General features: G+C 72.9%; 2 protein-coding genes and 1 pseudogene. 1 reads left to right on the top strand and 2 read right to left on the bottom strand.

The window, feature by feature from the left end; genetic code table 11:
- A pseudogene (locus C1J00_RS43115) lies at positions 1–612 on the bottom strand (CU044_5270 family protein); the annotation flags it as partial.
- A complete protein-coding gene (locus C1J00_RS43110; protein ID WP_245936744.1) occupies positions 605–1,180 on the bottom strand; it encodes an RNA polymerase sigma factor in 576 nt (191 codons plus the stop codon). The pseudogene C1J00_RS43115 and the gene C1J00_RS43110, both read right to left, overlap by 8 nt.
- Positions 1,181–1,285: 105 nt before the next feature.
- On the opposite strand from C1J00_RS43110, the gene C1J00_RS43105 reads away from it, so the two are divergent.
- The coding region (locus C1J00_RS43105) for a cbb3-type cytochrome c oxidase subunit I (protein WP_180989919.1) at positions 1,286–1,502 on the top strand (217 nt) is incomplete at its 3' end.

The following is a 1,502-nucleotide window of genomic DNA, read 5'->3' as shown; positions in this document are numbered from 1 at the left end:
CCAGCTGGGCGGGTAGGTCCGGTCGAGGAGGACGTGACCGTCGTCGACGGGGTGCGGCTCGCCGCCCTCGTCCGAGAGGACCGGGCGGCCAGGATGCCTGGGGTCCGTGGCCACGACGAGTTCGGTGTGGCTGTCGTCGGCGTGCCAGCGCACGATGCGCTCCTCGGGCAGGGTGATCGGGGGCTTGTCGTCCGACATGCCGAGGCTCCAGGACTGCACGTGCGTGCCCTTGCGCAGGCGGGGCGCGTCGTCGGCCCCGGCGGCTGCCGCGGCGCGGTCGGCCAGCCGGTCCAGGGGCACGGGTGTGGAGCCCGACTCGATCACCAGCGGGCGGGGCGCGGCGACCGCGGGCGTGGTGCTCGGGCCGCTCAGTACGAAGGTGACGGTCAGAGCGGCGACGACGGCCGTGGCGAGGAGGCCCCAGGCCAGCCGGGGCCATCCCGGGCCCGGCAGCAGCCGCTGCCGCAGCCGGCCGAAGGGCCGGTCCCGTCCGTCCCGCAGCAGTTGTTCGAGCCGGCGCTCGGCGTTGTGGTCCAGGGGACCGTCGCCGTAGTGGGGGCCGTCGGGCGGCACCGGGTCGGCGCCGCGCAGCAGTTCGAGTTCGTCAGCCATGGCCGTGTTCCTTCGGGGCGGTCATGCAGGAGTGCTCGGCGGTCGGGGGCTCGGCGGTCGGGGGCTCGGGACGCATGCGGTCGATCTCGGCTCTGAGGCGGCGCCGGGCCCGGTGCAGCCGCATGGACGCGGCCCGGCTGCCGCAGCCGAGGGCGACGGCGACCTCGTCGATGCCGAGTTCCTCCCAGGCCGTCAGGCGCAGCACCTCCTGATCGGCGGCGGAGAGCCGGGCGAGTGCCTCGTGCACCCAGCCGCCCGGTGTGTCGGCCTCGGGGCCCGCCGCGATGTGGCGCCCGTGCGCGGTGTGGTCGTTGCCGAGCCGGTCGACGAGTCGGCGGCGGCGGCCGTGTCCGCGTACCGCGTTGGCCAGGCAGTTGCGTGCCACGCCGTACAGCCAGGGCAGCGCGGCGGCGGGGAGGTCGGCCCGGCGCCGCCAGGCGACCGTGAACACCTCCGCCACCACTTCCTCCACGTCACCGGCCCGTGCGTCCAGTCGCCGTGCGACATAGCGGCTGACCGCCCAGTAGTGCTCGCGGTAGGCAGCGGCGAAGATCTCGTCGTTGCTCATGTCCCGTTCTTGTCCGGCACCTTCTCGATCGTCACACCCGGTTTCGTGATGCTCGTCGCGTCAGTGAAGTGTGACGCGCGGACGGGGCGCGGACACAGGCGGGGCATGAGGCACCTCAAGTGGCTGACGACCACTGATCACAAGACGATCGGCACGCTGTACCTGGCCACGTCGTTCGCGTTCTTCGTCATCGGCGGCGTGATGGCGCTGCTCATGCGCGCCGAGCTCGCCCGGCCCGGTCTGCAGATCATGTCGAACGAGCAGTTCAACCAGGCGTTCACGATGCACGGCACGATCATGCTGCTGATGTTCGCGACGCCGC

Source organism: Streptomyces cahuitamycinicus (assembly GCF_002891435.1).
Taxonomy (GTDB): domain Bacteria; phylum Actinomycetota; class Actinomycetes; order Streptomycetales; family Streptomycetaceae; genus Streptomyces; species Streptomyces cahuitamycinicus.
The sequence above is the reverse complement of the archived record's forward strand: the minus strand, read 5'-3'. Positions and strand labels throughout refer to the sequence as shown.

Excerpts from the sequence above, each read along its gene's own strand:
- C1J00_RS43110 (WP_245936744.1), bottom strand. The coding sequence starts at position 1,180 with ATGAGCAACGACGAGATCTTCGCCGCTGCCTACCGCGAGCACTACTGG.